Here is a 26,441-nt window from a genome sequence, read left to right as displayed (position 1 = left end):
CCAAAATGGTTTTTTTCTAGCGAGTTGCTGCTGTTTCAATCGCCGTTTCCCTGCGGCCAGGTGCCAAATGACGGGCACGCACATCCTGCAACCAGCAATCTACGGCATGTCCAGCGGACAACCGTGTCGTTCCTGGCTGGTACGAAGCACACACCTCCATCGCATGGCTGCACCGCGCAGCGAACGCACAGCCCCGGGGAGGGGCGAACAGATCCGGCGGCGTGCCCGGAATCGCCTGCAAGGGCTCCTTGCGGCTCCGATCCAGCCTTGGCATGGAGCCGAGCAAACCGATGGTATACGGATGCTGCGGATTATAGAAGATATCGCGCACCGTGCCAGATTCCACCACCCGCCCGGCATACATGACGTTGACCCTGTCCGCAATGCTTGCAACCACGCCAAGATCATGGGTAATGATGATAATGGATACCCCTGTCTTCTGCTGCAGCATTTTGAACAAATCCAGGATCTGGGCCTGGATGGTCACATCCAGTGCTGTCGTCGGCTCGTCGGCAATGAGCACGGACGGATTGCAAATGGCGGCAATGGCGATCATAATGCGCTGGCGCATGCCTCCGCTGAACTGATGAAGATGCTGCTTCATGCGGACTTCCGGATCACGGATGCCTACCAGCTGCAGCATTTCCAAGGCCAACCGCTTTGCTTCGGTGCGAGAGAGCTTCTGGTGCCGGATAATTCCCTCCATGATCTGCTCCCCGATCGTAATCGTCGGGTTCAGCGCCGTCATAGCGTCCTGGAAGATCATCGATATCTCCGAACCGCGCAGCGCCCGCATCTCCTTCTCTGACAAGCCGGTTATTTCCCGGCCTTTGTACCGGATGCTGCTTCCCTGTCCAATGACGGACGTGTGAAGGGGCAGCAGCTTCATCAGGCTGCGGGCGGTCACGCTCTTGCCGCTGCCCGATTCGCCTACGATAGCCAGCGTCTCGCCTTTACGAAGGGTGAGGTTCACCCCGCGTACAGCCTGGACTGTACCGCCAGAGGTTTTAAAAGAAACCTGCAAATTCTCAACCTCGACCAGCACTTCTTTGTCGTTGGTTTTGCCTGATCCGGCCATGTCCCTACCTCCTTTGCTTCGGATTGAATGTATTCAGCAGACCGTCACCCAGCAGATTAAAGGCCAGCATGGTCAATGAGATGAACAAAGCCGGGAAGAACAACCGCCACCAGTTGCCTGACAAAATGGTCGGCAGCGCATCATTCGCCATCGTGCCCCAGCTCGCCAGCGGCGGCTGAATGCCCAGGCCGAGGAAGCTGAGAAAGGCTTCGGCGAAGATGGCCGATGGTACTGAAAAGGTAATCTGCACAATGATCACCCCGATGGCGTTAGGCAGCATATGCTTGCGGATAATGTACCAGGAGCTTGCCCCCAGTGTTCTGGCGGCTAGCACATATTCAGATGTTTTTAATTGCAGCACCTGCCCGCGCACGATGCGGGCCATGCCGATCCAGCCCGTCGCCGTCAGCGCAACGATAATCGTTAGCAGCCCCGGTCCCATCGCCACCATCAGCAAAATAACCACGAGCAGATAAGGGATTCCATACAAAATGTCGACAAAGCGCATCATGATGTTGTCAATGCGGCCGCCAAAATAACCGGAGATGCCTCCATAGACAACGCCGATCACAAAATCGATTATGGCGGCGATCAGGCCGACGGACAGGGAGATGCGTGCGCCAAATATAATGCGGGCAAATACGTCCCTGCCCAGCTCGTCGGTGCCGAACCAGTGATCTGCGGACGGCTTTTGGTTGCTGTTCAGGAGCGTCTGCTCTGAATAGCTGTGCTCTGTCAGCAGTGGACCGAACACAGCCAATGCGCCGAGAGCCAGGATTAGCACCAGGCCCAGCAGGGCAAGTTTGTTGCTGAACAGCCGCAGCCTGAACTGCTTCAAGAGCGACAGCCGCGGACGGACGATGAGCTCGGAAGCTCCCTGCTGTTTGTGCAGCGGAACGAACAATTGATCCGGAACGGACATGCTCACGCCTCCTTCCTGTACAGCTTGATCCGCGGATCAATAAACCCGTAGACGATATCCACCAGGAACATCAGAAAAATAAGCAGGGCGCTATAAAAGACGGTCGTGCCCATAATGACCGCATAGTCACGGTTGTTAATGCCGTCCACAAAATATTTGCCCATACCCGGAACCGCAAATATTTTCTCGATGACAAAGCTCCCTGTCAGCACATTGGCAAGCAGCGAGCCCAGCAGCGTCACAACAGGCAAAATCGCATTGCGCAGTGCATGCTTCAGAATGATGGTCAGCGGCGATAGACCCTTGGCCCTGGCGGTTTCAATATAATCCTGTGTCAGCACCTCGATCAGATTGGCCCGTGTCAACCTGGCAATCGTAGCGATTGGCCCTACGGCAAGCGCAGCCGCTGGCAGGACCGCATGCTTCCACGTCCCCCAGGTGGCGACCGGCAGCAGCTTCCACTCCACTGCAAAATATTTGATCAGAAGCGGAGCAATGATAAAGCTCGGAACTGCGATACCTATCACCGCCAGAATCATGGCAATATAGTCAATCAGACCGTTCTGCTTGAGCGCAGCCACCGTACCCAGGGCGATGCCAGCGATAATTGCCACGATCAGCGCGATGATGCCAAGCTGGAAGGATACCGGGAACCCGCGCTCAATCATGCTGTTGACACTGTCGGGGTAGTGAGAAATCGAGGGGCCAAGATCCAGAGTCAGCAGTGATTTTAAATACAGCAGGTACTGAACTCCCAGCGGCTTGTCCAGATTGTAAAATTCCATCATGTTCTGCACTACATTGGCATTTGCTTCCTTGCCGTCCCGGTCAAACGGCGAACCGGGCACCGCATGCATAAGAAAAAAAGTAACGGTGACGATCAGCCACAGCGTGACGATCATGGAAACAAATCTTTTAAATATGTACTGCGCCATTCAATCACCCTTCCGTCAACAAAATGTAGTACGCATAGCAAGCTCTGTCATGACGAGCATCGCCTGATAGGCTTCAAGGATGTCCTTCGCTTCGTAAGTAACGACCGGCGAGCCTGATTCAATTTTCGTTCCAGGCATCAGATTCGCCCACTCTGCCTGGCCGTAATTGGCAAATTCAATGGACAGCACAGGCTTGTCCGGCGGGACGAGCGGTTTGATGCGGTCGCGCGCGGCGATGGCCTCCTTGGCCTTCTCTCGCAGCAGGGCACCGCTTTTTTCCGGCGTCAGACAGATGGCGGCGGAGCGCGAGATACGCTTTTTGACGATTGCTGTAGTAACACCTTGTATCAGCGCCTCCGCTTCAAGCGCGGTCTCGTCATCGCCCGCCACTAGCAGGATGGGAACGCCATAATAGCCGGCCACATATGCGTTGAAGCCAAGCTCGCCGACAGCGGTGTCGTTGATGTGCATACCGCGTACGCCGAAGATCATCGTATGGCTCATCACGCCCCGCTTGGCAGCCATGGAGTGATAGCCGAGAAAGGCGGCGCCGGCGAAGCTGCTATCCAGACCTTGTACCATGGAAAATGGCTTGACATCTCCGGAGATGAGCTGGGTTTCCTGATGCAGTTCTTCGATGAGCAGATTGTTCATTTTGGAGTGGCTGTCATTAACGACCACCTCGGAAAAGCCTTCAAAAAACGCAGTCTCAATGACATGATTGGCCTCAGCCGTCATAATCTTCTGCCCCCGCGGATAGTTATAACGGGACGAATCCACAAAGGTGTGATCCACCAGCCCTGTAATGCCTTCCATATCGACTGAAATATACAGCTTCATTCCAGTACCCCCTGTTTTAGATAAATAAAAAAACCCGGCAAACAACATCCGTACCACTCAAAGCGAGCAATCGGTCATCATTTGCTGGGTTTCATTTACGCGTATGCTTCCATACTGATAAATAAAGCAGCTCGGTTCAGCCTGTCCGGGAAGCTTCAGATGCTTCTTCCTGCCGGGCAGCCAGAACGGATTTGTATTTTTTATGGGCGTCTTTGAACGCGACGATCAGAGCCTTTTGTGAGGACCCGTGATATCTCCGCCGTATTTCCTCGGCCACCGCCTCAAAGTCAAACATGCTGTGTCCGACAAAAATGGATTGAACAAACTGCGAGGTCAGCGGGATCGTTGAGGAGCAGCCGGCATCGACAATCTTATGGCTGACAGGATCAATCACCAGGCCGATAAAAAAGGCGCTGAACTGCTGTGTAATCGGATTGTTCATGGAAGTCTGTGAATCTCCGATGATGTAGACAGTCTCCTTGTCGTAGCTCACAAGCATCTTCCTTTCATCCGCATCTTTTAACATGCATGAGGGATGACAGAAGGGAAGCTTCCGTCGACCTGATGGATGGTGATGCCAGATATGTAACTAATTCTAACAACGAAGTTGAGGTTTTGTAAACAAATTTTTATATGAAATCGCTTACTATATTTTATTGAGTTAATTTACATAACACCAAACAACAATTCAGGCTCTATTGCAAAATCAAAATCAATGACTCCCCTTTCTTTAAATCCAATTTATGATTGTTAATCAGAATTGTGTAGTTATTTTTCCATTCAACCTCAACTTGATCTACTCTCTTTTCAGCATAAATCTTTTTCTTAGACCAGAGTGGGCCTCTTAACTCACCTAAAATACCAAATGTCCCCATGGCCCCCGCGTTAGTACGATAGAAATGGATTGTATACTTTTCATCTGGAGAATGGACCGTTGACAGCAACTCTTTTGATCCCGAGAACATAGTTGTAAATGATACAGCAATGAGAAAAGTGAAAATAAGTATTGAGGAGAGAATTATTGAGATCCAACTCCGTAACTTCGCAAACCAATTTGATTTATCGAAATAGCCTAATATACCCAGAATCAAAGCCAGAAAGGAAAAGATAAGAATAATATAATTTGGAGGAAAAATTATCCATTTATTATAGATGTTTGAATATACTGTGTATAGCGTTAAAACATACAACATTATTACTAGAGAAAAAGCACTCCAATTATATATTTTCATAAAAAATTCACCTCCATTTGGAGAAAGAGCTTTCCCAAAAGTCATTGAAAATGACTTAGGGACAGCCCTTTCTTCTGAAGTCGTATATGATCATTTCAGCTGAATTAGTTATTCCACTTGCGGACAATGAGTTATCCTGTATTTATTTTACAGGAATACGATCCCCGATGTTCAGCAAAGGTGGGCTTACCACCGCTGTTTCCGGATATTTGATGCCCGCTCCCGTATTAAGTACAACCACCCTCTCATCCGGCTTGATCCAGCCGGATTCCACGAGCTTCCGAGCCGCCGCAAAAGCGGCCGCTCCTTCCGGACAGATAAATGCCCCTTCCAGGCGGGCTACCCGCTTCTGCTCCTGCAGCAGCTCTTCGTCCGATACGGCGACCGCTGCCCCTTCTGTTTCATAGAGGGCTCTCAGCACCAGAAAATCCCCCAGCGCTTTCGGCACATTGATACCGAATGCCACCGTTGTGGAATCGTGCCAGAATTCCGACCGTTCTTTCTTCTCCTGCCAGGCTTTCACAATCGGAGCACAGCCTTCCGCCTGCACGGCGACGAGACGCGGAAGCGGCCCCTGCAGCCAGCCAATCTCCTTAAGCTCAAGCAGTGCTTTATGTATGCCAATCAGACCGACACCACCCCCAGTAGGGTACAGGATCACATCCGGCATCGTCCATCCAAGCTGCTCGGCGATTTCAATGCCCATCGTTTTCTTTCCTTCAATGCGGTAAGGCTCCTTGAGGGTCGAAGCATCATACAGCCCTTGATCCGCTACGGCCTGAGCTACAATTTTGCCCGCATCGCTGATCAGCCCGTCCACAAGATACAGATGCGCTCCTGCTAATGCGACCTCGCTGCGGGTGATGGAAGGCGCGTCCTGCGGCATGACAATGGTGGCCTCGATCCCCGCCCGTGCGGCATACAGCGCCCAGGCCGCTCCGGCATTCCCGTTGGTGGGCATGGCGAGCCCCTTGACACCGAGCTCCTTGGCCTTGGACACGCCCACTGCCGCTCCGCGTGCCTTAAAGCTGCCAGTGGGCACCAGACCCTCATCCTTCATATACAGCTGAGCCAGACCGTACTCGCCGCCTAGCCGCGGCAGACGCAGCAGTGGAGTCATGCCTTCCCCTAATGAAACGACATGCTCCGGACTCCGGACAGGCAGCAGCTCATGATAGCGCCACAGATCAGGGGATCTCTCCCCTATGGACAATTGCGCAACCTCTGCCTTGATCCGATCCAGATGATAGCGGACCAGCAGCGGCGACCCGCAGGTACAAAGCTGGTGCCGCTCCTCCGTATCATACGTTTTTTCACATACCGGGCACTGCAAACGAGATACATAACTGAATGTCATTCTTTATACACCCTGCTTTCACAGTGAAATGGTCCTCGGCATCAAAATGTACCTCGAAATTAACTCCTTTGATCATCATGTAATCCTTGCCTATGTATATAATGCTTCATTATATCGGGGTGTCTTTCCCGCTGTAAAGTTTAATGGAACAATCGGCAGACAGTGCCCCTTCTCGGGACCTGTCTGCCGATCCGTCTGCTAAATGAAAAGAAAAGGCAGCAGGAACAATAAGGAAATGGCTGCAAAAGGCGCAAAATTGAAAAATGGCCTGCGGAATCCAAAAGGGCCAAAAGCCTTGGTCTTCACGGAGCCACCCTTTATGCGCCGCCGCTTTGCCTTGGAGATGTTGGTCGATCTAACAGACGCGACAGGCGCTCCGCCAAAAAAGAGTCCCTGATCTGTCACATTGCTCAGCGTACCGGTCATATAGGAGCCGTCATGGAAGACTACGCATACGTTTTTGCCAATATGCTGTCTGCACACGCTTTGCTCCAGCGGGTAAATCATCTGCATGATATTCCCCCCTTTCATTCTTCTCTCCACAATGTATTCCTACCCAAATTTAATGGTTCTGGTCGAAAGCGGAAATGCCTCCCCTTCGGGCACCGGAATTGTTCACGCAAGAACGGAAAAAAGAGTGTATGATGTACCATATACTTGTTGCTAACAACCGGAGGAAGCCTTATGAATTTGATGGAACAGCATTATATACGAATTTTGAAAATGTGTGGAAACATACGCGGCGAGGGGCAAGAGTACCCTGTAACCGTGCAGCAGTTGGCGGACGAGCTTTGCTGCACGCCCAGGAACGTCAAATTTATTCTGCGCAAGCTGGAGGAAACGGGTTTTATCCACTGGCAAGCCGGAAAAGGCAGAGGCTGTACCTCCCGCATTACCCTGCTGCGCGGGCTGGATGAAATGGTGGAGGAGCATTTCAGGGCATACCTCAAAGATGGAAAAGTCAGGGAAGCGGTGGAGTTGATGGTGAACCCTGCCCTGTCTCCTTTTTTACAGGATAAGCTGCGAAATATGCTGGACCGGGAGTTTGGCCTGCAGTCCCTGGGGCAGGATGCCGCCGGTCCCGAAGTTTTGCGCATAACCTATAACCGTCACCTTCATGTGATGGACCCCGCAAAGGTATTTACGGCGATCGAAAGCAGCCTCCTCAGCCAGCTGTGCAATACGCTGATCGTGTATGATCCGTCCACACGCAGCTTTCTTTCGTCCTTGTCACACACCTGGGAGTACCATGAAGAGAAACGGTGCTGGGTATTCTATCTCCGCAAGGATGTCCGCTTTCATCATGGCAGAGTATTGGCGGCAGAGGACGTTGTATTCACTTTTAACCGGCTGCGGGAGCAGCATTCCCCGGTTTTGTGGCAGTTTGCCGATGTGGATCGGGTTGATACCTGCGGAAGATGGACTGTTGTTTTTTATATGCGGCGGCCGAATACCTTCTTGCTGCATTCCATTGCCTCCATTCATATGTCCATTCTTCCGGTGGGAACCAATCTGCACGAGCATCCGGTTATCGGCACAGGTCCGTTCCGTATAGCTGAACAAACCGAGCATCTGATTGTGCTTGAAGCATTCAGCGATCATTTCAGAGAACGGCCGCTGCTTGACCGCGTGGAACTGCTGTTTGTGCCCAACGAGCGTTCCAATGTCAGAAATTATTCGCTTCCGCAGACGGACATGCCTAAAACGGAGGAGCAGCAGGCTGCGTCGGAGCTGGACTATGCCGTTACCGGGTGCCGCTATCTGCTGTTCAATATGACGAGAAAGGGAGTACACAGGCAGCATCCGTTTCGTGAGGCGATGCGCATTCTGTACAATCAGCATACCCTGATCCGGGAGTTGAAGGGAAACCGGCTTCTGGCAGCAAACAGCCTTCTCCCGGAGAAGAGCCGCATTTCACCGATCCCGGACAGACCGCTTGATGAAGTCACGGCCCTTTTGGCCAAGGCCGGATATAAAGGGGAAACATTGAGACTGTATTTCCTTCCGAAAAAGGACGAAACCGAGGAAGCGCATTGGCTGCAGCGGCGCTGCGCTTCAGTCGGTGTAAACCTTGACCTTCATCCGATACACCGGATTGACCCGCACATGTTCAGAGAAGAAGCGGATATGATTCTCGCTGAAGAGGTACTTGAAACCGATGTGCAATGGGGACTGGTCAATTTCTATCTTAATCCGGAAAATTATCTTAATCTGCTGCTGCAGGACGAGCAAAAGAAGACAATATTCGCCCTGCTTGGCAGCTTCGGCCAAATGCAGCCGGAAGAGCGCGAGCAGTGTCTTGACCAATTGGAACAAATCATCCGGGATGAAAAATGGCTGCTGCACGGCTGCCATGTGAACAAAAAAAGCCGGCTCCACCCTTCGCTGCGCGGCCTGCAGGTGGAAGCCTTCGGATTTGTCGATATTTCAAAAATATGGATCAAGCCCTCTTCAATATAAGCTTGTCGCAGAAAAGGAGCACCTGCTGCGGTTCACATCAAACCGCACGGTACTCCTTTCCTTTAAGTTTACTATGTTAAATTACCAGGCATATGCTTCCGGCGCCGGCTTGCCGGGACCTGGGAAAATCTCGTCAAGCTTCTTGAGCACGTCCTCCTCCAGCTTCACTTCCGGAACACGAAGAGAGTCCTCAAGCTGCTGCAAAGTCCGCGGTCCGATAATCGGCGCCGTTACGGCTGAATGGGATAGCACCCATGCCAGTGCAACGACATCCTCCTTCTCCCCGAGCTCCCGGCATAAAGCGGAGAATTGCTCCAGCTTGCTGCGATTCTGCTCAATCCGCTCCTGCGAGCGAGCACTGCGTGCACCTGTCCCGGAAAGCGCATTGCGCCCGAGCAGCCCGCCTGCCAGCGGACTCCAAGGGATAACTCCCAATCCCAGCGCTTCCGCGGCCGGCAGCACTTCCAGCTCGGCCGTCCGCTGCATCAGATTGTATAAGTGCTGCTCGGACACCAGCCCGAGAAAATGGCGCGCCTTGGCTTCAGCCTGAGCTACGGCAATATGCCAGCCGGCAAAGTTGCTGGAGCCAATATAACCGACCTGCCCCCGCTGCGCGGCGTTTTCGAACAAGCCCCACAGCTCATCCCATGACACATTGCGGTCTACATGATGCATCTGATAAAGCTCGATATGATCGGTCTGCAGCCGCTGCAGCGAGCCTTCCAGATGACGGCGGATCTTGTAAGCCGATAATCCCCGTCCTGCATTGGGGCCGTCTGTATCATTATTCATGTCCCCGTACACCTTGGTTGCAAGCACGACCTTCTCGCGCCGTCCACCGCCCTGTTTGAACCAGCGGCCGATGATTTCCTCCGTCCAGCCCCTGTGCGCCTCGCCGCCATATACGTTTGCCGTGTCAAAGAAGTTGATGCCCGCATCCAGCGCAGCGTCCATAATTTTGAACGCTTCCTTCTCCTCCGTCTCCGGTCCGAAGTTCATCGTCCCCAGACACAGCTGACTGACCTTCAATCCCGACTTGCCCAAGTAAGAATACTGCATGTCCAGCCTCCCGCCCTTTCATGTGAAATAGGATTTGGCAATAATGCATAAACTTCTGCGTTCCAGTTGAAGTCAGTATCCATCTACGAAGTGAGAACGCTGCCAACCACTATTTTACATGTTTCTTTCTGTGTTTAAAACTATTACCCTCATTCGGTTTTAAAAATACATATTGACTTTGACACTATGTCAACCTTTTAAAATCAAACAGAAAGGAGATGAGAACTCTAATGAAAGAAATCAATCAAAGTGAGAGCAAGCGTCCGCCAGTTACGGTTATCGGCTTAGGCATGATGGGATCGGCTCTGGCCCAAGCATTATTAAAGGAAGGGTATCGGACGACGGTCTGGAACCGGACGGCCGACAAGGCGGATATGCTCGCGGCACAAGGAGCAGAGGTGGTGGGTACGGTGGCCGAAGCTATTTCGGCGAGTCCGCTGGTGATCATCTGCGTGTTGGATTACAGAGTTGTGAACGAAATTCTCGAACAAGCGGGCGATACAGTGAACGGTCGGGCGATCGTAAACCTGACTAATGGGACGCCGGCACAAGCACGCCAAACGGCAGAATGGACGGCCGAACGGGGCGCTGAATATTTGGATGGCGGGATCATGGGCATTCCGCAGATGATCGGCACCCCAGGAGCGTTTCTCCTGTACAGCGGTTCGCAAAAGATTTTCGATACCTATGGACCAGCACTGGAAAGCTTCGGGGCTGCGAGATATCTTGGCCAGGATCCCGGCTTGGCTCCACTGCATGACCTGGCGTTATTGAGCGCTATGTACGGGATGTTCGGCGGCTTCTTCCATGCCGTGGCCATGGTTCGCTCGGAACAGATCCAAGCGGAGGCGTTCACCACGCTTGTTGTTCCCTGGCTTCAGGCCATGTCAGCCTCCCTGCCTCATCTGGCACAGGCGGTGGATACGGGCGATCATCGAACAGAGGTGTCCAGCCTTCATATTAATCAGACGGGATTTATCCATTTCATTGACGCCTGCCGGGAGCTCGGAATAAGCGCCGAGCTCATGACGCCGATTCAGGAGCTGATCAACCGCGGCGTTGCAGAAGGCTACGGCTCCGACGGCCTGTCCCGATTGGTCGAGCTGCTACGAAAACCGGAATTGGCTTAAGCGGTATGCACATTTGAAACTAACGTATGAACTCGATTCGATTGGAGGTTATTTCTAATGACAATAAACGAGCCATTTCACCAAACAGGCCTTATCGAAGCAACGCAAACCCTGAATTGTACACCGGTAACGATACTCGGCCTGGGGCCGATGGGGCAAGCTTTGGCCGGGGCCTTCCTGGAAGCCGGTCATCCGACAACCGTCTGGAATCGGTCGACCGGTAAAGCCGCTGCCCTAACCGCGCAGGGAGCGATCCTTGCGGAGAGCGCCGCCGATGCCGTTGCCGCAAGTCCATTGACGATTATTTGTGTCCTCGATTACGGTGCCGTGCAGGCGATCGTCGGTGGACTTGGCGAAGCTCTGCGGGGAAGGACCTTGGTAAATCTGACAAGTAACCCGCCGGAGCGCGCGCGCCAAATGGCACAATGGGCTGCAGAACACGGAATCGCCTACCTGGACGGAGCGATTATGACGCCAACAACGACGATCGGCCACAGCTCGGCCGTTGTCCTTTACAGCGGACCTGCGGCTGTCTATGAAGCTTATCACGAAACCCTGGCAAGCATTGGTGGTACTTCCGTGCATCTCGGCGAAGACCCCGGACGTGCTGCGGCATATGATATATCACTTCTGGATATTTTCTGGACGTCCATGAGCGGTTACATGCATGCCCTCGCTTTGGCGCGGGCGGAGAACATAAGCGCGAAAGAATTGCTTCCCTTCGCTCAAAACATCAGCGGCATTCTGCCGGAAATTATGACTATAATGGCCGAGCAAGCTGATAGCAGACAATATCCGGGAGAGGGCTCCAACCTTCGATCGGCAGCCGCGGGCATTGAGCATATTGTTCATGCCGCACAAGCCCATGGCATTGATTCCAGCGTTCTGCTTGCAGCACATGTTATTGCCAAGCGAGCCGTCGACGCCGGACACGGCATGGACAGCTTTGCCCGTTTGACCGATCTGCTCCGCGAGAAACGAAGTTAGCCTAAATTCAAAATAAAGGTAATTTATCCTCCTGCCGAATTGAGAACAGAAAACCCGATCCATCTTCAGGTGGACCGGGCTTTCCTCTACCTTTTGCTGCTGATTAAGAAATGATTTTATTCGGGAGCTCCGCTAGTCGTGGTCATCAGGGATTGCCGGACTTTCATTTGCTCAATGCGCTGATCCAACCGTTGCTGGACGGCAGTTAGTGATTGAATTTGCTGAGCGATTTCCCCGCGTTTTTCTTCGTAGGCATCGAGCATTTCGTCGCAGACCCCGTCGTCGGAATATGCGTCATACGTATCATGGCATTTCAAAATTTCAAGAATTTCCTTTGTCGACATCCCAAGCTCCAAATAAATCTGAATCGTCTTGATCCGCTTGACGTCGGCCTCGTCGAATTCCCGATAATCGTTGTCAAGCCGTTTCGCACTAAGCAGTTTTTTCTGTTCATAATACCGGATCGAACGGGCGCTTACACCCGTCGCTCTGGAAAGCTGGCTTATTTTCAAGGGGGAGGCCTCCTTTCAATCGTTTCTCTATCCATTTTGATAAAACCATGATATCACATGCTTCCACCTCAGCTTCAAGCTGCCTTGTCTTTTTCTCAAAAATAATCTCATCATAGAAAATCACGGAATAAGCCCGGTCTCTCTCGCCTTTTCAGCCATCCGTTTCGTATATTTGCCCAGCGGCTTTTTCAGGGTAAGCGCTACTGCGAAGCAGAGGGCAAGAAAAAGGATCAGCATCAACACATCCTTGATGGCTGTGCGCGGCAGAATGCCCCCGACCGTTTCGCGCAGCAGGCCTACGGCATACGTAAAAGGAACGACCGGATTCAGCATCTGGAAAAAGGCGGTACTAGTGCTGACCGGGAACGTTCCGCCTGAGCTCGAGAACTGCAGCACCAGGAAAATGACGGCCAGCCCCTTACCAATGTTGCCGAACACCGACACCAAGGTATAGGTAATGGCAACAAAAACGAGACTGATCAGCACCGACGAGAGCACGAACAGCACTTTGGCTTTTACGTAGGTTCCCAGCAAAAACAAATCCCCAAGTGACACGCTTAATGCCTGGAAAATACCGATGGTCGCAAAGGTCAGGTAACGCCCGAAGTATACCTGATAGCTTTTGTATATTCCTTGAGCATCTTCAACATCAACCTTGAAAAGAGATACGAGCAGCATGGCGCCAACCCAGATGGACAAAGTGGTATAAAACGGCGACATGGCCGACCCGTAGTTCGGTATCGGATACAGCCGCTGCTCCTTCAGCTCCACCGGACTGCCGAGGAAGTCGCTCTCCTTCTGCACGTCTCCTTTTAGCACGGAGATCAATTGGCCGAGATCGTTCTGTGCCCTGTATTGTCGGATGGCAGCAGCTGCGCGGCTGATGGAGCTCTCGGCACCGGGAAGATCCTCACGGACAAAGCCGGCCACCTGATGGATGGCATTCTCCACCTCGGGGAATTGATTTTCCACCAGATCCGCAAGCCGTTCGAACTGAGTCTCCGCCTTGGGCAGATCGTTGCGGACGAAATCCGCGGCTTGATGAATTTTTTGCTTTACCCCCGGCAAATTCTTATTTACAAAGTCGGCGGCCTGATTCACTGCCGAAGTGAAATTATCCATGTTGCCCTGGATGGTGGTGGCCGCTTCATGAAGCCTGTGCCGTATGGCTGGCAAATCGTACTGGAGACGGGTTAGCTCTTCCTGGCCGAATTCGGCCGCCTTCTGTGCGTCTTCGAGAATATTACCGAGCTTAGGCAGCTGCTCCTGCGCCGTTTTCAGCACATCCGTGGCATTTGTTGCAGTTGTCCGAAGCTGCTCCAGCGCACTCCGGACATTGGGAATTATCTCTGTATCATAGCGGGATAAAACATCCCCAATCGCGGTACTGATGTCCCCGGCGAGCTTATCCGCATTATCCAGCAGATCGGATGCCGGTTTTTTCCCTTGCTGCAAGGCTTGGCCTATGCTAGCCAATACGGTGGACAAGCGGGTGAATCGGCTCTGCGCCTGATCTATGCGGGAAATAACCGAATTCAGCGGTTGACCCGGCAGATAGGAGTTCAGCTCGGTCAGCAGCCCGGATATTCGTCCCAGCACAGAGGTTGCCGTATCAATGCGCCCGCTCACCCGGTTCAACAGGGCCGAGGCTTCGTCAGGATCGAAATCCGTGCCTCTGATCATGTCCGTAAGCTGAGTCACTTCGCCGGCAATTTGCTGCACAAGGATCAGATCCTCTTTGATGATCGGTGCCAGCGAATCAAACGCCCCCTGGTTGTCTGTCAGAAAGCTCGACAGGCTGTCGGCAAAATCACCGCCGCTTTCCGCCACCTGTTCCAGCTTCGGCAGTGCTTCCTGTGCAGCCCCGATGACTTCAAGTGCGCTTTGCAGATCCTTCAGCGCTGTTTCCAGCGTATCCTCCACTTTACCGAAATTCTGATCAAGCTCTACAATGCGGTCTGCGACGTTTTGAATCTCGGGCAGCCGCTGCTGGACCAGCAGCACGACCTTCGCCACTTCATCAAGCAGCGGCAGATTTTCCTCAATTTTCAAAACAAGCTGACCCGCTTCGTTAATTTCGGGAATACGGTCCCGCAAGGCCAATATTTTCTGCCCCTGCTGTTTGATCGCGGGCAGCTTCGCCTCCAGCTCCAGCGCCTGATTGCCAAGCTTCTCGATATCCGGCAGCCTGTCGTTCAGCTCCAGCACCTGGTTTTCGATGTTTCTAATGGTGGGCAGCTCCTCTTCAAGCTTGATTCCGGCCTCCTTGAGCTTGCTCAATACGGCCTCACTTGCCGATTCAATAAAGTTGCTGCTGATTTGATTGGTCAGCGAGGTTGCCCCGGAGGATGTAATTTTCGTAGCCACCGCATTCAGTTTTTCGTTCACCGTATACACGATCTGCGGCTTCTGCGGATTCGCGGTCAATATGCTGGCAATCTTGCTGGAAAAATCCTGCGGGATCAGGAGGCTGGCGTAATAATCCCCCTCCTCTATCCCTCTTCTGGCTTCCTCGCGGTCCACGAATGTCCACCCAAGTTTAGTGTTGCTTTTCAAGCTGTCGATCACTTCATCCCCGATATTGATCTTCATGCTGTTAACCTCTGTGCCCTGGTCCTCGCTTGTCACAGCCACCTTGATCCCGGAGGTATTGGCATAGGGGTCCCACATCGCCTTCAAATTTACCCATGCATACACTGAAGGCAGAAAAATAATAGCGATAACAAGCAGGACGCCTGTGGACACCTTGAATACATTTTTCCAGTCATTTATGTAAATCTGCCAAATGTTCCTCATGCAAAGCCCCTTCTTTGGATGTATTTATGCAGCAAATGCACTTGGCAAGCAGTTCCGCTCTTTTCCTTTTCTTATTCATATTATTTTACCCCATCAGGTCCCTGGCCATATCAGAGTTTACCATAAATGCACAAATATACGTAAAGCCCGTTAAATCCTTGATGTTCTCAATGGATCTAACGGGCTTTTTTTGCATCAATGGTTCAACACAATATCGTAATCCTTCTGAAGGTAATCGTAAATTCGTTTGAAATCATCCGGGGTTAATTCCTTCAGACGCTTATCATGCTCCCGGCCGAGTATAATCCCGATCGTCTGCGCGGCAAGTGCCGTGTTCGGCATGATTCTGGCGCTGCCGTAAGCTTTGATGGAGGCGCCGACATTTTTGCCTACAACGAGCACGTTGTCATAGTCCTTCAACTCGAAGGAACGAAGTGGCATACCATACCTGTCGGTCTTTCCGTAGCCAATCCCTTTAGGTATCTTTTTGGTTCCCTGCAGATCAATCGAATAACCACCGATACTTACGTTATCCCAGAACATATGCCCATCTTTAACGTCATCGTACTGCAAAACGTATTCCGTCTCATATCGGTTATAATCACGGATATACAAGTACTCTGGAAAACCGTTAAGCTCCGCCTTCTCAAAGCCCGGGATGTTCTTGCGAAGGAACTCCAGGACGAACGGGGCCTCCTCCTCACCCTTGCGAATAGCCTCCTGAACCGACTCCGGGTCGGCAGGGTCCACTCCGTAAATCAACAGTGCATTCATAATGGCTTCCCCGTGCTTCTGGTCCACGGTATTCATCCCCCTTAGCACCAGCTGCGAATCCTGAGGCTTGTAATTACTCAAAATATTGCTGAAACCTGTTGCAATATTCCAGTCTACATATGTATTAGGACCGTATTTCTCCACCACATTCGTCAGCGGATAGTCTTCGAGTACAGCCTGATGCAGTCTGCTCCAGTTGACCTTTTTGAATTTGAGCATGAGTGTCGCTGCCATATAATCAGGCTCATGGTCAGCAACGTTGTACAGGCTCTCCATTCCGGGAATACGCTTTACTCCCAGCTTGCCGGTCAGTGCCGCAAAATCCGTATTCTCCACCCAGTAATTGGCCTGAATCTTATGTATCGTGGCGTCCGGCGTTTGATAAGTCAGCGTGGTTAAGGTCTTTCCCTGCTGTACGTCATTCGTTGCCACGGATTGAATCACAATCCCGCTTTCCATTGGAATTCCCTCGGCCATCTTGTTGTAATACCGGTCGAATTCAGCAGCCGTGCGAATCTTCCCCCTTTTGTAACCATCAAACAAAGGCTTGATATCCCCCTGCACCAGGCTGTGTTTGTTCTTGTCATTCGGCTCATCCAGAAACTGCATCTGCGCCAGCGTAAGTTCGCCGCCCGGCTTGCTTCGGGGGTCAAGAATCAGCACTTGCAGTCCGTTATTGCGGGCTTCTCTCGCAAGAAGCACCCCCTGGATCTCGCTGCCGATCACCACAACATCATACTTCTCGCATCCCTCAGCGCATGAACCAGGAGAACTTTCAGGATCTGTAGAGCTTGCGGGGCTTACAGGATTTGTAGGGCTTGTAGGATTTGCAGGGTTCCCAGGAGTTACAGAGTCCGCAGAGCTTACTGGGCTTACACTGCCTACACCCGCCATTTTCTCTGTCTGGAATGGAGCCGCCCATAATATAAGCAGTACAGCAGCGATTGCCACGCAAATACCACCCACGGCATAATACCATTTTTTCATATTTCTCTCTAACTTCCCTTCAAGCGCAGTTCAAGCAATCAATCATGCTGCTGCCCTTTTTAATTAACCTGCCATTTAGTGAATGTTCCCAACTCCCGCATGGTAGCACAGACCTATATTATTTTCAACAAAAAAGACATCTGCTGCACTTCGTTTCATGTGCGATTGTCATGCCGATGAAGTCAGCAGCCATCTATGCTAAACTAATGGGAACTAGACAAGATGAGAAAGGGCGGAATCCCAGGCCATGAGCTATACATTCAGGATTGAACCTGTACACTACATAACGTTTGAGAATGAAGACGAACTGCTGGACAAATGCAAAACATGGGGGCTGCTATCGGACAAGGCCACGAAGCTGAAAACCTTCTATTATAAAGGTAACGGACTGAACATTCCCTGTGAGCTGCTTGGATATGTTGATGATCTGACGGCGGTTATCCTGCTGGACAATGGACAGAAACACTGTATCCATCCCTCTTATCTGAAAGAAATGCAGGCGGCCGGCTATAACACCAAGACCGCTGCGAGAAGCGAGCAGACAGGGGACGACAAATCATCTGCTGCCGTGAAATCCAATACTGACAAGCCCTCACCTGTTGAAGAGCAGGAGCAAGAAAATTTGCAGGAAAATAACACTAATTCACGTCCCGATACTGCAGACGTAAGCATTCCCCTGGATACGCTTCAGGAAGAATCAGCAGGCAGCCAACTTAAGAGTGATCCCGATGAGACGGTCGAGGAAGACGTCACACCTGAAGACAAGACCAACCGTGACGGCTCAGGGAAGTCCAGGAGCACCAAGGAAAAAGCTCCGAAGCTTGATCTGCCCGAGGACAAGGTCAAAATGACGGCTACTATTAAAGAATTCACCACAGTTCCCAATCATTTCTCGGATAATGATGATGAGGTCATCATCTATGAAGACGTGAGGATCCTTGAGCCGGAGATGCTGGAGATTGGTACAGCTTGGTCCAGCTACAGCGCCACCATGAAGAAGCAGGAGCTGGCCGAAGGAGACAACCTCACCTTCGATGCCAAGATCATCAAGAAAAAGCTCACCAAGCACCCGGTTCCATATAAAATCAACAATCCTTCCAAGATTAAGAAGGAATAATCTGTTCTCGAAGATAGCATATCAGAAGACGCTTTCGAATCCGTAACATCGAAAGCGTCTTTTTACGTTAAGTTTGTAATGAAAGAAGACCTCCTATTCCAAATTATCGAAGCTTGATGAATAAATACGGGGGATGACTTACGGCAGACGCAGCCTAAAATCTTTAGCTTGTCACTTATTTACGTGCTATGGTATAATCACCTCATACAAACGAGAGGACGCTATACACTTAAGAACACATAGTTTACACCCTTCGTTTTCTCGTTGTATTACCATCTTCCACCTTGTAAAGTATCGTAAAAAAGTTATATGTTAGATCATATCTATTTAGGTGCAACTATCTTAAAAGCCCCCACCATTCAGGGGAAGTGTAAGTGGAAAGTAGTTCACAACTGTTTTTAGCAATAATTGCTTCTACAACAAGACTAACATTCCAATCATTAATAACAAAATCCAAAAAAAAGGTGATGGAATTATGAGCGAACAAATTTTAAATCAAATTTTAGACGAGCTTAAATCACTGAACTCCCGGGTAGACAGCATGGATTCTCGCTTGGGCAACGTGGAGACGGATGTTAAGGACATCAAAGAACATACCAAGGATATACCAGCCATCAAGCAAGCCGTATTGGAGAATTTAGCCCTGACCAAGCAGGTCGAATCAGCTCAAGCCAGTTTTGAACGTAAAGTATCCTCCGAATTGACAACACATGGACACAGCATAGATATTCTAAATCGTCGCCAGTTAAAATTCGAAGCTGAACTGGAAAGTTTAAAAAAATCGCTCAGTTGAATAATACGCGTCAAACAACCGACAGCATGATCTTATCCCAATAACAAAATCATCCTCAAACAAAGACGCTCCCCAAACCATTTTATCAATGGAACCGGGAAGCGTCTGTTTTCGTTAAAGCTAACAAAGCAGAAGCAGGCTATCTTCTTTTAGGCATACCCACCGTAACAATTTCACAGGGGCCGACCTGAACAGACCATTCTTGCGCAGACGATGCATCGGTTGTGTGGCTCAGCATAATCCGATTTGCATCGTCAATGCGCTCCTCCAAAATATTACTCCAGTACGCCTCCCCGGAGAACAGGTCACCGGCTGCAGAAGAAGCAGCGCTGCAGTTCAGCTCAGTCTGATGGCCACTCATATTGTACCAGCGCAGCATGAGATCGCCTGATTCCGGGTTCACCTTGAGAGAAGAGAATGCCAGTCCTGTACCGCTCCATTCCATTACTGCCGTGTCCGGCGCCAAGGCGCCTGTATGAACCCCGGTCTGCTCCGCCGTCCACGGAATCTGGAATTGATAGGCTTCTGCATAGGCTCCATTTGTTATCCCGTCCCCGTTATGCGGGATAATCTCCAGACGAACCGTATGCTCGCCGATACATTGGGCCTCAGGTGTCGGAAACAGCCCCCAATCACCAAGCTCTCCCACCGCGCGAAGTAAAGTTACCGCAATGGTATTCCGTCCATCCTGCAATACCTCGTACTCATTCAGCCCCAGATTCGCCACAGTCAAACCGGCATTGGCGTCACTTACATCCACAAAGGCCTGCTGATGCTGCGTATTGCTCGGGTTTTCCCACTCAGGAGCCGGTTTATTATCGCGAACAACGACTTCGAACATTGAATCCACGTTGTGTGTCGTTGACAAAATATCTGTCGGAAACAATGCCCGCAGACGGTGATCCTTGGCCTCATTATTAAAGGAAGCTTCCACAACTACTCCCTTTCCGCTGCGGCTTAAGGAGACCACTGTCCGAATGTTCAGCGGAACAGTGTGCTTGGAACGCTGCGCGGTCCGCTGTGGATAATAGATCAGTTCCCGCTGCTCCTGATCCAGCACCTCATCAGCCGACGCAGGAACTTCCCAGTAATGAATAATTTCATAGGATGCTCGATACGGCGTGTCTTCCAGCACCCGAATCTCTGCAGACAGCCCATCCGTTGTCAGGGGTTCCGTTCCATCCGGCTGTTTGAACATGTACTCATTGCCGATATCTCCCACATTTTCATAGACCCCAAGGTCCTTGTAGCTTCGTCCGGTCTGCTTGTCGGTCACCGTGAAAGAACCGTTATCCGCGATATCCACCTTCAGCCATTCATTCTCCATTCCACGCTTGCCCGCAAGCAACGAAGACGGAGTAACCGAAGACGCTGCTGCGGTTCCGCTCTTGCGCACCCATGCATACGTACGAAGCCCCACTGCTGATACACTCTCTGCTTCAAAGGTAATCCGTACACGGCGACAGCTGTAAGGTTGACGGAAACGGTCGTCCGGCAGATCATAGCCGAACTGCAGACCCAAATCCTCTACCGTACAAGCCACTTCCTTCCCTTCACTGTCCACCAGTATACGCCCGGACAGGTCCAGCTCCTTCATGCGCCGAGTTGTCTCCGTAAGCGGTAGCCCTTCACGGAAATAAAGACGTGCCGCATCCAGCTCCACACTGACCACACCAGTGCGTTTCCAGCCGGAGGTGTTAAATACCACGAATGGGCACGCGTCGCTCCCCCACCGCTCAAATCCTGTGGTGTCTATTTCATCGGCAATTCGGCGCGCACTGTCTGTTATGATCGTTTCCGCAACATGCCGGCTCTTCTCGAACCTTGTAACCATCTCCCGGTGCACCTCATCGACACTGCAGCCGCATATGCTGTCATGCGGATGATTCTGCATCAGTGTCTTCCAGGCATAGGTGAAGCGATCATGCGGGTATTCCTGCCCGAGCAGGTGAGCCAGGGAAGCCAGCGGTTCGGCCACTTTTTCCAGCAAAGCTTGACCTGTTTGGTTCATCTGCTTCAGATAGATACGAGCTGAAGCGGTATTCACCAGCGTTCCCCAGCCGTCCGTGCGCTGACTGCGCAGCTCGCCTTTTACCTTGGACAATTCACGATCCAGGGACTGCTCTACAGCGGCGAGATAATCCGCAAAGTTGGAATGAACGAACTCGACATCCGGGAACAGCTGCTGTCCCGTACGAATCGCTTCCGGCAAATCCAGCTGAACCGGCTGATGATCACAGCCGTTCATATACAGCAGCTCGCGGGTTGATGCGTATTTCTCTGCATCCGCCAGCTTGCGCTCCCAATACTTGCGGGCCTCCTCCACGTCAACAGGGATTTCATTGCCGTTGGAATACCAGTTGGCAAACAGAATCCCGAGCACCCGTGAGCCGTCAGGCCCTTCCCACAGCAGCTCTGAGAAGCTGGATTCATAGCTTCCGTCCGAAACGGTATTATTGAAGCCCGTTGGCTTCACCCCGCGTCCGAAAAACACATTATCGATGCCCGATTGCCGCATGAGCTGCGGCGTCTGTCCCACCAGACCGAAAGTGTCAGGATAATAGCCGATTTTGGAAGGTACCCCGTAGCGCTGTGCGTCTCTGTGCCCTATCTGCATATTTCGCACATTCGCTTCACCACTCGTAAGAAAAGCATCCTGCAGAATATACCAGGGCCCGATGAAAATCCGGCCATCCCGAATGTGCTTCAGCAGGCGGTCCTTCTGATCCGGCCGCACCTGGAGATAATCTTCAATGATAATGGTCTGGCCGTCGAGATAAAAGCTTTTGAAATCCGTACTCTGATCCAACCGGTCCAGCAGCGAGTCCATGAGGCTGACCAAACGCATATGGTGTTTCTCGTAAGGAAGGTACCATTCCCGGTCCCAATGAGTGTGTGAGATAATGTGCGCTCTTTTTGAATGGCTCATGAGCCTACTCCACCTCTCTCCCATGTAGTGTAATCTCGACTTCTTCAGGACGATATACCGCCAAAAGCTGCCCGTCCGCATCGGTGGCAAACAGAACAGAGCGGTTCTTCTCCAGCAAAAATTCATAGGCTATGCCTGTAGCCGTATCTCTGACATGTACTTGAGCAGATACCGCGTATTCGGACACAAAAATAAACAGATTACCGCCTGCAAAAGCAAGCTTCCGGCCATACACGCCTGCGCAATCGCCTCCCGCAAGCCACTCCAGTTCACCTGATACTCCTGCGAGTTCAATGGCATAGCGATACAGAGCAGCCAGCGGTTCATCCCGCCCGTTCAGCTCGACAGGCAGCGGGCTCCAGAGAATGCTTCCCTTACCGAACGGCACTTGCATCACCTCGGCAGGCTGAGCGCTATTCTGCGCTTGTATCCGTTCCTCCTTGGCCACCTCCGCAATCCGGCGCCGGCCATAGGTCAAGCGATGAAGGACTCCTTGAATGTCCAATACTTCTTCACGCTGTACATTGCCCAGCCTGCGTTCACCAATTATGCCGTCAGCCCGATCCGTCTTACGCCAGTAAGCATCCAGACCAAGCGGCCCTGTCACCAGCAGATGGCTGCCCACGTCCCGCACCAGTTGGAGGAGCTGCTCCAATGCGCCGCTATCCAGATTATGCGGACTCGGCACCATGATCAGCTTCGGAGGTTGGGACTGCAGGGATTCCAGATGGTACTCGGACGCCGCGCGGAACGGAAGCTTAAGCTCGTAGGCCATGACCCGGGTCAATCTCGTCGTTCCCTCATAAGCCAGCGCACGGTTCGAGAAGTCGTTGGAATACGGAAAAACCACCACGATATCCTCCAGACTGCGGTCCGTGAACAAATGAGCGATTTGCTGCATGAAGCGCCCAAAATCATAAGACACGGCCGCTTCCGGCTTCTCCGTGCCGTCTGCACGCAAAGCACCAATATGCGATTCATTGGCATTGTCCATGTAGAAGTTCGTGTTCCATATCCACTGTACGGCTCCCGCACCCCCGGTAGCGAAAGCGTAGGCGTATTTGCGCTCCAGCAGGCAATACAGCTCTTCTTCCGTACGCTTGGCGCGTCCATCCGGCGTTTCCACATACATGATGCCTGTCTCCTGCACGAGACAAGGCTTGTCCGGCGTTTTGGCAAAAATGCTGTCCCACACCAGATCATCATTCAGCCACCAGGAATGCACCGTCGTATAGTCCACTTCCTGCTGATAAAAAAACGGTGAAGGCCGCTGTGCGCCGAGCGCCTCGTCCTGTCCCACGGTAACGAGCTGCTGCGGGCATAAATCCTTGATTGCTTCTACCAGCTGCTTTACCCACACATTATGCATGTCCATGGAAAACAGGCAGTAATCCAGCCATCTGGTGCCTTTTTTGCCCTGGTGCATATCCTGCACATCAAAGTTGATGTCCTCCGGCTCAGGAATGACCGCGGCCGCGAAATCCGGAAGCTGCTGCGGCGACATATTCCAAGCCTCCTGCAGCGTTTCAACCGTACCGTGCCGCTGTTCCAGCCAGGCAACAAAAGCCTCCTGCTCATAAGCATCCCTTGCCGAACGCGGTCCTTTGGAGAAAATACGGGCAGGATCGAACATGGACGGCTCATTGATCAGATCCCAGTCGACATTCGTCGTATGCTGATGGCGGCTCACGATGCTGCGAATGAACCGTTTCTGCGCTTCTACGCTCTGCGGATCCAGATATGGGTTGACTCCTTCCCACGTCTCGGGCGTAAATGAGAAAAATGTGAACGTAACCTGCAGCCCGTGACGTTTGGCCGTTAGCAGAAAGGCGACGATCGCACGCAGAACCTCCTCGGAGACATGCCCATCGACCTGCATCATATTGCGGTACGCCGTCCATACCCCCGTCCGAATCCAGTTAATGCCTGCGCGGGCCATCTGTGCCATATCGCGGTCCCACACATCCGGGTTCGGCAAAAACAGAAACTTCCGCGCCACATCCGAGGCCATGTAGGTCATGCCCACAACAGGCATGGCATGATCGCCTTTCATAAAATAATCCCGGCCGCGTGTCAGGACATCTCCTTCAGACAGCAGCGCAGCATCCCGTCCCCAGAAGCCCTGGCGGAGCACTCGCGTCTCACCGCTTGGCCCTTGTGCAAGGCAGATGACCCGGTACAGTCCGTTTTGTACAGGGAAAGGCAATGAAATGCGCTCAAAGCGCTGCTCTCCGGTCACATCGGCACGAAGCGTATGCTCCCATACCAGCTCAGCGGGGCCCTGCTGTCCCTGAGTTTCACGCTCGATACGCATTTCAAATGTCCAGGTCTCTGGCTGTCTGCGCCGCTCCTTGCCCTGCTGCAAAATCTGCGTTTGCAGGGTCAGTACAGGCCGTTCTCCAAGCTCATAGGAAGCATAGTTAGACTTAAGCGTCATTTCCGTCACGCCGTTTGCGCAGAACTCCGCCCACTTCAACAGCTCCGCAGCGCCTCCCTTCTCCCAGAAAGCCGCTGTCAGCGGCTGATTCACGAACAACCAGCGCGAGCCTGTATAAGGTCCGCGTGAATTTTCCCACAGCACGACCGGGGCCGCTATATGTCTGCCATCCGCACTCACGCCGGTAAGCAGCGGATGAATCTGGGTACTCATGGGCCCTGCAGAGCCCATCTGATGCGGCAGATCACTGTCCTTCGTCGTATGCGGCACCAGATTCCAGGTATCCGCCGGCTCCAGCAGCTCCTCCTGTCCTGCGAACAGAGGAATAGCCGCGGAGGCGGTCAGAGACGTCACCTTTGCAGCCGTTACCTTTAACGCCTCATGAATATACAGCTCCTGATGATAGGCGGTTTGCTCCGCCTCGACCACCCATTGCTGTTCTTGGCGGCGAACCGGCCGTTTGAAAGGCGCTGCGCCGACGTTCAGCAGACTTCCTCCCCTTTTCAGATAAGCTAAAATTGCCGTCCAGGATGGTTTGGGAAAATACGGTGCATGCAGATTAACAAAGCAGTCCCCTGCCGACATGCCATCCAGTGCCTCCGTCAGCTCTTCTGCTCCAACTACCCGGACATGACCATCGCCATGTTCTCCCCACATGCCTGCCTCGGGCAGCGCGGACAGAACCGGAAATTCCTCATCACAAAATATAAGAATGCGCCCATTCATAGCGCCTGTCTGACTCATAACAGACCTTCCTTCATCGCCTTATAGACCAGCTGCGAGAACAGACTATTGGACCAGGCGAACCATTTTCGGGTGAAGATGGACGGATCGTCAGCGTGAAAGCCTTCATGCATAAAACCTGTACCGCCATCCGTCGCTTCCAAAAGACGAATCATCTCCAGCTTCTCCTCAGCGGATTGTGCCGTCAAACCCTGCATGGATAAAGCCATATGCCAGATATAATCCGGCGGTGTATGCGGGCTGCCGATTCCTTTCGCCGCCTTGCCTTCATAATAAAAAGGATTTTCCTTGCTGAGCGCAAAACGTCTGGTGTTCTGATAAATCGGATCATCCGCTGTCGTATAACCCAGATAAGGAATGGACATCAGCCCGGGGGTACCCGCATCATCCATCAGGCAGTAGTTGCCGAAGCCGTCCGTCTCATAAGCGTAAATCGGACCAAATTCCGGATGACGGTAGATGCCGTAAAGCTGAATCCCATGAACCACCTCTTCCTCCAGAGCCTTAAGCTCCTGCAGCAAATTGAGATCCCGGAACACCCATTCCGCAAACTCCTGCATCTGCCGCAGGGCCACGACCGCAAACATATTGCCCGGAATATTGTAGTGAAAATCACAGGCATCATCACTGGAACGGAAACCGGACCAGATCATGCCTGTATAATTCACCGGCATGCCAAGCCCCTTGTTGCGCAGGGAATCCGTCGGGATGCCGTTGTTGCGTGTGAAGCGGTAAGGGGATAACTCCGCATGATGCTGCTCGATCTTGAACATGTCCACAATTTTACGCAAAGCGCCCTTGAAGCTGGCATCGAAAATGTCCGTTAATCCGGTTTCCTTCCAATATAGATAGGCCAGACGAATGACAAAGCATGGCGAGTCAATTTCAAATTTACGCTCCCACACCCATGGAGACATGTCCGTCTCATCCGTTGTATTCCAATGCCAGTCATTTGCCGTCTCGTTAAAAGCATTGGCATAAGGATCAATATGAAGATATTGAATATGCCGTTTGATCAGACCGCCGATGATGCGCTGCAGATCCTTATCTTCCTTGGCCAACGGGATATAATGAATCACCTGCTCCACAGAGTCTCTCAGCCAGGAAGCCGGGATATCTCCGGTAATGACAAAGGTTGTCCCGTCCTCCATCAGCTTGGTGGTCGTCTCAAGTGTGTTCGGAAAACAGTTTTGGAATAACTGCAGCAGCTTCGGTCTGTGCTTCAGCCGCTGTTCGGCTTCTTCCAGCACTTGCTGAACAGCCTGGGGCAGTTCCAGTGCAGGCATGGGGATCTGAGGTAGTCGAAATTGTTCCATATATAAAAGTTTCGCACTCCTTTTCGTTGAATTGTT

General features: G+C 52.0%; 20 protein-coding genes. 5 read left to right on the top strand and 15 right to left on the bottom strand.

The features are described 5' to 3' along the window. Nucleotides 1–16: 16 nt before the first annotated feature. From ACI1P2_RS26060 to ACI1P2_RS26025, 8 genes are all read right to left on the bottom strand, one after another. Nucleotides 17–1,078, bottom strand: a complete 1,062-nt coding sequence (locus ACI1P2_RS26060; protein ID WP_355325031.1) for an ABC transporter ATP-binding protein — start codon at nt 1,076–1,078, stop codon at nt 17–19. 4 nt (nt 1,079–1,082) lie between these two features. After that, nucleotides 1,083–2,000 carry an ABC transporter permease gene (locus ACI1P2_RS26055; RefSeq protein ID WP_355325028.1) on the bottom strand — a complete coding sequence of 306 codons (918 nt, stop codon included), beginning with the start codon at nt 1,998–2,000 and terminating at the stop codon, nt 1,083–1,085. Nucleotides 2,001–2,002: 2 nt separating this feature from the next. Beyond that, nucleotides 2,003–2,935, bottom strand: a complete 933-nt coding sequence (locus ACI1P2_RS26050; protein ID WP_355325025.1) for an ABC transporter permease — start codon at nt 2,933–2,935, stop codon at nt 2,003–2,005. Between the two features lie 15 nt (nt 2,936–2,950). Next, on the bottom strand, nt 2,951–3,775 hold the full coding sequence (locus ACI1P2_RS26045; RefSeq protein WP_355325022.1) for a M55 family metallopeptidase: 825 nt from the start codon (nt 3,773–3,775) through the stop codon (nt 2,951–2,953). 136 nt (nt 3,776–3,911) lie between these two features. Further along, a complete protein-coding gene (locus tag ACI1P2_RS26040; RefSeq protein ID WP_408976354.1) occupies nt 3,912–4,301 on the bottom strand; it encodes a DUF3870 domain-containing protein in 390 nt (129 codons plus the stop codon). Nucleotides 4,302–4,470: 169 nt separating this feature from the next. Then, entirely contained in the window at nt 4,471–5,052 is a 582-nt protein-coding gene (locus tag ACI1P2_RS26035; protein WP_355325016.1) for a DUF5412 family protein, read from the bottom strand. Nucleotides 5,053–5,149: 97 nt separating this feature from the next. Next, on the bottom strand, nt 5,150–6,364 hold the full coding sequence (locus ACI1P2_RS26030; RefSeq protein WP_355325013.1) for a threonine synthase: 1,215 nt from the start codon (nt 6,362–6,364) through the stop codon (nt 5,150–5,152). A gap of 198 nt (nt 6,365–6,562) precedes the next feature. Beyond that, complete coding sequence (locus ACI1P2_RS26025) at nt 6,563–6,877, bottom strand: hypothetical protein (protein WP_355325010.1); 315 nt, start codon at nt 6,875–6,877, stop codon at nt 6,563–6,565. Nucleotides 6,878–7,048: 171 nt separating this feature from the next. On the opposite strand from ACI1P2_RS26025, the gene ACI1P2_RS26020 reads away from it, so the two are divergent. Further along, nucleotides 7,049–8,824, top strand: coding sequence for an ABC transporter substrate-binding protein (locus tag ACI1P2_RS26020; protein WP_355325007.1), 1,776 nt, complete (start codon nt 7,049–7,051; stop codon nt 8,822–8,824). 81 nt (nt 8,825–8,905) lie between these two features. Here ACI1P2_RS26020 and ACI1P2_RS26015 read toward each other — a convergent pair whose 3' ends face one another. Beyond that, nucleotides 8,906–9,883 (bottom strand): aldo/keto reductase, encoded by a 978-nt coding sequence (locus tag ACI1P2_RS26015; protein ID WP_355325004.1) that lies wholly within the window; start codon nt 9,881–9,883, stop codon nt 8,906–8,908. A gap of 230 nt (nt 9,884–10,113) precedes the next feature. Here ACI1P2_RS26015 and ACI1P2_RS26010 point away from each other — a divergent pair, with 230 nt between their 5' ends. Together ACI1P2_RS26010 and ACI1P2_RS26005 are read left to right on the top strand one after the other, a co-directional pair. Further along, complete coding sequence (locus ACI1P2_RS26010) at nt 10,114–11,013, top strand: NAD(P)-dependent oxidoreductase (RefSeq protein ID WP_355325001.1); 900 nt, start codon at nt 10,114–10,116, stop codon at nt 11,011–11,013. Nucleotides 11,014–11,070: 57 nt separating this feature from the next. After that, nucleotides 11,071–12,000 carry an NAD(P)-dependent oxidoreductase gene (locus tag ACI1P2_RS26005; protein WP_355324998.1) on the top strand — a complete coding sequence of 310 codons (930 nt, stop codon included), beginning with the start codon at nt 11,071–11,073 and terminating at the stop codon, nt 11,998–12,000. A gap of 116 nt (nt 12,001–12,116) precedes the next feature. On the opposite strand, the gene ACI1P2_RS26000 is transcribed toward ACI1P2_RS26005, so the two are convergent. The 3 genes from ACI1P2_RS26000 to ACI1P2_RS25990 form a co-directional block, all read right to left on the bottom strand. Then, complete coding sequence (locus ACI1P2_RS26000; RefSeq protein WP_355324996.1) at nt 12,117–12,512, bottom strand: MerR family transcriptional regulator; 396 nt, start codon at nt 12,510–12,512, stop codon at nt 12,117–12,119. A 120-nt stretch (nt 12,513–12,632) separates the two neighbouring features. Then, on the bottom strand, nt 12,633–15,308 hold the full coding sequence (locus ACI1P2_RS25995; RefSeq protein ID WP_355324993.1) for a YhgE/Pip domain-containing protein: 2,676 nt from the start codon (nt 15,306–15,308) through the stop codon (nt 12,633–12,635). Nucleotides 15,309–15,503: 195 nt separating this feature from the next. Further along, a complete protein-coding gene (locus ACI1P2_RS25990; protein ID WP_355324989.1) occupies nt 15,504–17,069 on the bottom strand; it encodes an FAD-dependent oxidoreductase in 1,566 nt (521 codons plus the stop codon). 247 nt (nt 17,070–17,316) lie between these two features. Between ACI1P2_RS25990 and ACI1P2_RS25985 the strand changes: the two genes are divergently transcribed. Both ACI1P2_RS25985 and ACI1P2_RS25980 read left to right on the top strand, forming a co-directional pair. Continuing rightward, entirely contained in the window at nt 17,317–18,186 is an 870-nt protein-coding gene (locus ACI1P2_RS25985; protein WP_355324986.1) for a hypothetical protein, read from the top strand. Between the two features lie 475 nt (nt 18,187–18,661). Next, nucleotides 18,662–18,979 carry a hypothetical protein gene (locus ACI1P2_RS25980; protein WP_355324983.1) on the top strand — a complete coding sequence of 106 codons (318 nt, stop codon included), beginning with the start codon at nt 18,662–18,664 and terminating at the stop codon, nt 18,977–18,979. 139 nt (nt 18,980–19,118) lie between these two features. Here the strand turns inward: ACI1P2_RS25980 and ACI1P2_RS25975 are convergent, their stop codons facing one another. The 3 genes from ACI1P2_RS25975 to ACI1P2_RS25965 are packed head-to-tail and all read right to left on the bottom strand — an operon-like array spanning nt 19,119 to nt 26,405. Then, on the bottom strand, nt 19,119–21,908 hold the full coding sequence (locus tag ACI1P2_RS25975) for an alpha-mannosidase (protein WP_355324980.1): 2,790 nt from the start codon (nt 21,906–21,908) through the stop codon (nt 19,119–19,121). Nucleotides 21,909–21,912: 4 nt separating this feature from the next. Next, nucleotides 21,913–25,089, bottom strand: coding sequence for a beta-galactosidase (locus tag ACI1P2_RS25970; protein ID WP_355324977.1), 3,177 nt, complete (start codon nt 25,087–25,089; stop codon nt 21,913–21,915). Then, on the bottom strand, nt 25,086–26,405 hold the full coding sequence (locus tag ACI1P2_RS25965; protein ID WP_355324974.1) for a glycoside hydrolase family 125 protein: 1,320 nt from the start codon (nt 26,403–26,405) through the stop codon (nt 25,086–25,088). Before ACI1P2_RS25965 ends, ACI1P2_RS25970 begins: the two co-directional genes overlap by 4 nt. Between the last annotated feature and the right edge of the window lie 36 nt (nt 26,406–26,441).

Source organism: Paenibacillus jiangxiensis (assembly GCF_046098255.1).
Classification (GTDB): Bacteria; Bacillota; Bacilli; order Paenibacillales; family Paenibacillaceae; genus Paenibacillus; species Paenibacillus jiagnxiensis.
This window is presented reverse-complemented; position numbering and strand designations above follow the sequence as displayed.